The organism is Epilithonimonas arachidiradicis, assembly GCF_003610695.1.
Lineage (GTDB): Bacteria > Bacteroidota > Bacteroidia > Flavobacteriales > Weeksellaceae > Epilithonimonas > Epilithonimonas arachidiradicis.
In genome coordinates this window covers 1-5543 of record NZ_RAQH01000014.1, presented here as the reverse complement: position 1 = coordinate 5543, position 5543 = coordinate 1, and the positions used below count along the sequence as shown (strand labels likewise).

The 5543-nt window shown below is 46.4% G+C and carries 2 tRNA genes and 3 rRNA genes; all 5 read right to left on the bottom strand.

Going from position 1 to position 5543, the window contains the following annotated elements:
- Positions 1–43: 43 nt before the first annotated feature.
- The 5 genes from rrf to BXY58_RS16800 all read right to left on the bottom strand — a co-directional run bounded on the left by rrf (position 44) and on the right by BXY58_RS16800 (position 5159).
- Positions 44–152: ribosomal RNA gene (gene rrf, locus BXY58_RS16820) — 5S ribosomal RNA — on the bottom strand.
- A gap of 177 nt (positions 153–329) precedes the next feature.
- Positions 330–3082: ribosomal RNA gene (locus tag BXY58_RS16815) — 23S ribosomal RNA — on the bottom strand.
- 158 nt (positions 3083–3240) lie between these two features.
- Positions 3241–3314 (bottom strand) — tRNA-Ala (locus tag BXY58_RS16810).
- Positions 3315–3409: 95 nt separating this feature from the next.
- Positions 3410–3483, bottom strand: a tRNA-Ile gene (locus tag BXY58_RS16805).
- Positions 3484–3642: 159 nt separating this feature from the next.
- Positions 3643–5159, bottom strand: a 16S ribosomal RNA gene (locus BXY58_RS16800).
- The 16S, 23S and 5S rRNA genes sit together here with 2 tRNA genes alongside, the layout of an rRNA operon.
- Positions 5160–5543: the final 384 nt, after the last annotated feature.

Genomic DNA, 5543 nt, shown 5'->3' with positions numbered 1-5543 from the left:
AAAACAAAAAACCTTCACTCAATAAAGAATGAAGGTTTAAAAAAACTGGCGGCGACCTACTCTCCCGCTTATCGCAGTACCATCGGCGCTAGAGGGCTTAACTTCTGTGTTCGGAATGGGAACAGGTGAGCCCCTCTGCTAAAACCACCCTAAAGGCTGTTTGTACAAAAGGTTGTACAGTATATTTATTAGATTTAAGATTCTAGATAGAAGCTCAGACTTTTGTCTTTATTCTTATATCTTGGTTCTTTTATCTATTTAATCGATAAAAACTTTCACAAAGAGTAAACCTTGGTTGCGCAATAACCGCTTGGACAATGTAACCAATAGGCTATAAATCTACGGGTAATTAGTACTACTCGGCTATGACATTACTGTCTTTACACCTGTAGCCTATCAACGTCGTCATCTCCAACGACCCTTAAAAGATGTCTCATCTTGAGGCGAGTTTCGCACTTATATGCTTTCAGTGCTTATCTCTTCCAAACATAGCTACTCAGCGGTGCACCTGGCGGTACAACTGATACACCAGAGGTTTGTTCAATTCGGTCCTCTCGTACTAGAATCAAGTCCTCTCAAACATCTAACGCCCGCAATAGATAGAGACCGAACTGTCTCACGACGTTCTGAACCCAGCTCGCGTGCCACTTTAATGGGCGAACAGCCCAACCCTTGGGACCTTCTCCAGCCCCAGGATGTGACGAGCCGACATCGAGGTGCCGAACCTCCCCGTCGATGTGAGCTCTTGGGGGAGACTAGCCTGTTATCCCCGGAGTACCTTTTATCCTATGAGCGATGGCCCTTCCATACGGAACCACCGGATCACTATGTCCTGCTTTCGCACCTGATCGACTTGTAGGTCTCACAGTCAAGCACCCTTATGCCATTACACTCTACGCACGGTTACCAAGCGTGCTGAGGGTACCTTTGAAAGCCTCCGTTACTCTTTTGGAGGCGACCACCCCAGTCAAACTACCCACCACGCAATGTCCTTCTTTCGAAGTTAGGCTCCAAGTAAACAAAGGGTGGTATTTCAACGTTGGCTCCACCAACACTAGCGTGCCAGCTTCATAGCCTCCCACCTATCCTACACATTGTTTACTCAAAGTCAATACGAAGTTATAGTAAAGGTTCACAGGGTCTTTTCGTCCCATTGCGGGTAATCGGCATCTTCACCGATACTACAATTTCACCGAGCTCGTGGCTGAGACAGTGCCCAGATCGTTACACCATTCGTGCAGGTCGGAACTTACCCGACAAGGAATTTCGCTACCTTAGGACCGTTATAGTTACGGCCGCCGTTTACTGGGGCTTCAGTCAAACGCTTCGCTTACGCTAACGCCCTTCCTTAACCTTCCAGCACCGGGCAGGTGTCAGACCCTATACAGCATCTTTCGATTTAGCAGAGTCCTGTGTTTTTGATAAACAGTCGCCTGGGCCTCTTCACTGCGGCCACCATTGCTGATGGCGTCTCTTCTTCCGAAGTTACGAGACTATTTTGCCTAGTTCCTTAGCCACGACTCACTCGAGCACCTTAGGATTCTCTCCTCGACTACCTGTGTCGGTTTTGGTACGGGTTGCTTCACTTCGGCTTTTCTTGGAAGCGAGTTCACTACAGCAGCTTCGCCCGAAGGCTAGGCCTTGACTATTCCGTCAGTCTTCAGCAGCTACGTCACTCCGTCCCCTTTTTAGTGTGAGCAAGTATGGGAATATTAACCCATTGTCCATCCACTACCCCTTTCGGGTTCGCGTTAGGTCCCGACTAACCCTCAGCTGATTAGCATGGCTGAGGAAACCTTAGTCTTTCGGTGAGGGGGTTTCTCGCCCCCTTTATCGTTACTTATGCCTACATTTTCTTTTCTATCCGCTCCACAATACCTCACGATACTGCTTCGGCGCAAATAGAATGCTCCCCTACCAGATATAATAAATTATAAATCCATAGCTTCGGTAATATGCTTATGCCCGATTATTATCCATGCCGGACCGCTCGACTAGTGAGCTGTTACGCACTCTTTAAATGAATGGCTGCTTCCAAGCCAACATCCTAGCTGTCAATGCAGTCCAACCGCGTTGTTTCAACTTAGCATATATTTAGGGACCTTAGCTGTTGGTCTGGGTTCTTTCCCTCTCGGACATGGACCTTAGCACCCATGCCCTCACTGCTGCGAAACATTTATTAGCATTCGGAGTTTGTCAGGAATTGGTAGGATTTGACTCCCCCGCATCCAATCAGTAGCTCTACCTCTAATAAACTTGTCGCAACGCTGCACCTAAATGCATTTCGGGGAGTACGAGCTATCTCCCAGTTTGATTGGCCTTTCACCCCTACCCACAGGTCATCCGAAGACTTTTCAACGTCAACCGGTTCGGTCCTCCACTTTGTGTTACCAAAGCTTCAACCTGCCCATGGGTAGATCACAAGGTTTCGCGTCTAATCCTACTAACTATGCGCCCTATTCAGACTCGCTTTCGCTCCGGCTCCGGACCTGAAGTCCTTAACCTCGCTAGTAAAATTAACTCGTAGGCTCATTATGCAAAAGGCACGCCGTCACACCATATAGGTGCTCCGACCGCTTGTAGGCGTACGGTTTCAGGTTCTATTTCACCCTTCTATTCGAAGTGCTTTTCACCTTTCCTTCACAGTACTTGTTCACTATCGGTCTTTCAGGAGTATTTAGCCTTGGAGGATGGTCCCCCCATATTCAGACAGGATTTCACGTGTCCCGCCCTACTCATTTATCATCTCTATATACCTTTCGAATACCGGGCTATCACCGTCTATGGCTGTTCTTTCCAGAACATTCTTCTAAATATATAAAGACTTTTGGGCTAATCCGCTTTCGCTCGCCACTACTTACGGAATCTCTTCGATTTCTTTTCCTCCGGGTACTTAGATGTTTCAGTTCTCCGGGTTTGCTCCTCTTACGAGGTAATACATCTTCAATGTATTGGGTTGCCCCATTCGGACATCTGCGGATCAATTCGTGTGTGCCGATCCCCGCAGCTTTTCGCAGCTTACCACGTCCTTCGTCGCCTCTGAAAGCCTAGGCATCCGCCATACGCCCTTAACGATTTCTTTCCTATTTTTAGGTTACTCAAGCGCTTATTGCGCTCGGTTTTCTCTTTGTGATGTCTTTACCGTTAATGTCAATGATCTTATTTTTCTTTTCTTCAAACTGATGAACAATTGTTGTTTTTGGCTCCAATCGTAACTTTTAAACCAGTTTTCCAAAACTGTGGAGAATAAGGGAGTCGAACCCTTGACCTCCTGCGTGCAAGGCAGGCGCTCTAGCCAGCTGAGCTAATTCCCCGCTAGTAGACTAAGAGACTCAAGATGCTAGATTCAAGACTTTTCATTCTTTAGTCTCGGCTCTTGGCTCTTTTATCTTCCCGTCTTTTCAATTAGTAGTCTCGGGCAGGCTCGAACTGCCGACCTCTACATTATCAGTGTAGCGCTCTAACCAGCTGAGCTACGAGACTATTTAATAATTAATAATTAACAATTATTAATTAATAATTATCTCTTTCCCTTTACTAATTTCTAGTGGGTTTATTTTTTATATAATCAACCGAGTAAAAAAACCAAAGCTTTATTATTTGTATAAGGCTCTTTTAATATTTTTTGACGTATAGTCTCTAAAATGAGATGTTCCAGCCGCACCTTCCGGTACGGCTACCTTGTTACGACTTAGCCCTAGTTACCTGTTTTACCCTAGGCAGCTCCTTTTACGGTCACCGACTTCAGGTACCCCAGACTTCCATGGCTTGACGGGCGGTGTGTACAAGGCCCGGGAACGTATTCACCGCGCCATGGCTGATGCGCGATTACTAGCGATTCCAGCTTCATAGAGTCGAGTTGCAGACTCCAATCCGAACTGAGACCGGCTTTCGAGATTTGCATCACATCGCTGTGTAGCTGCCCTCTGTACCGGCCATTGTATTACGTGTGTGGCCCAAGACGTAAGGGCCGTGATGATTTGACGTCATCCCCACCTTCCTCTCTACTTGCGTAGGCAGTCTCACTAGAGTCCTCAACTGAATGGTAGCAACTAGTGACAGGGGTTGCGCTCGTTGCAGGACTTAACCTAACACCTCACGGCACGAGCTGACGACAACCATGCAGCACCTTGAAAAATGTCCGAAGAAGGATCTATTTCTAAATCTGTCATTTCCCATTTAAGTCTTGGTAAGGTTCCTCGCGTATCATCGAATTAAACCACATAATCCACCGCTTGTGCGGGCCCCCGTCAATTCCTTTGAGTTTCATTCTTGCGAACGTACTCCCCAGGTGGCTAACTTATCACTTTCGCTTAGTCTCTGAATCCGAAAACCCAAAAACGAGTTAGCATCGTTTACGGCGTGGACTACCAGGGTATCTAATCCTGTTCGCTCCCCACGCTTTCGTCCCTCAGCGTCAGTTAAATCTTAGTGACCTGCCTTCGCAATTGGTGTTCTAAGTAATATCTATGCATTTCACCGCTACACTACTTATTCCAGCCACTTCAAATTTACTCAAGACCTGCAGTATCAATGGCAGTTTCACAGTTAAGCTGTGAGATTTCACCACTGACTTACAGATCCGCCTACGGACCCTTTAAACCCAATAAATCCGGATAACGCTTGCACCCTCCGTATTACCGCGGCTGCTGGCACGGAGTTAGCCGGTGCTTATTCGTACAGTACCTTCAGCTACCCTCACGAGGGTAGGTTTATCCCTGTACAAAAGAAGTTTACAACCCATAGGGCCGTCGTCCTTCACGCGGGATGGCTGGATCAGGCGCTAACCCATTGTCCAATATTCCTCACTGCTGCCTCCCGTAGGAGTCTGGTCCGTGTCTCAGTACCAGTGTGGGGGATCACCCTCTCAGGCCCCCTAAAGATCATTGACTTGGTGAGCCGTTACCTCACCAACTATCTAATCTTGCGCGTGCCCATCTTTATCCGCCGGAGCTTTCAATAAAAAACGATGCCGTTTCTTATATTATGGGGTATTAATCTTCCTTTCGAAAGGCTATCCCCCAGATAAAGGCAGGTTGCACACGTGTTCCGCACCCGTGCGCCGCTCTCAATTGCCCGAAAGCAATCTACCGCTCGGCTTGCATGTGTTAGGCCTCCCGCTAGCGTTCATCCTGAGCCAGGATCAAACTCTCCATTGTATGTTTGTTTGTCCTTATACTCAAACTCAATTTAAAATTGACGCTTTGGTTTTTTCCTTACTTGGTTGTTATATCTAATGTCAATGAACTTTGTTCTTTTCGCTTCATCAGGAATCTTAATCTGTCATCTTGTTCCTGATTTGCGAGTGCAAAAGTAAAAAATGTTTTTCAAACTACCAAAACTTTTTTGAAGTTTTTTTTCGTAACCTCGAAGTCTATTTTGTTATGTTTTCCTTATCTCCTCCTGCGCTCCCATTCTCTCGATTCGGGACTGCAAAAGTAAGCAACTTTTTTATTCCAGCAAATATTTTTCAAGTTTTTTTTAATCGTTTTCTTAAACTCTTAAATTTAAACCCTTTCTCTATTCTACCGACCTTCTGCGCT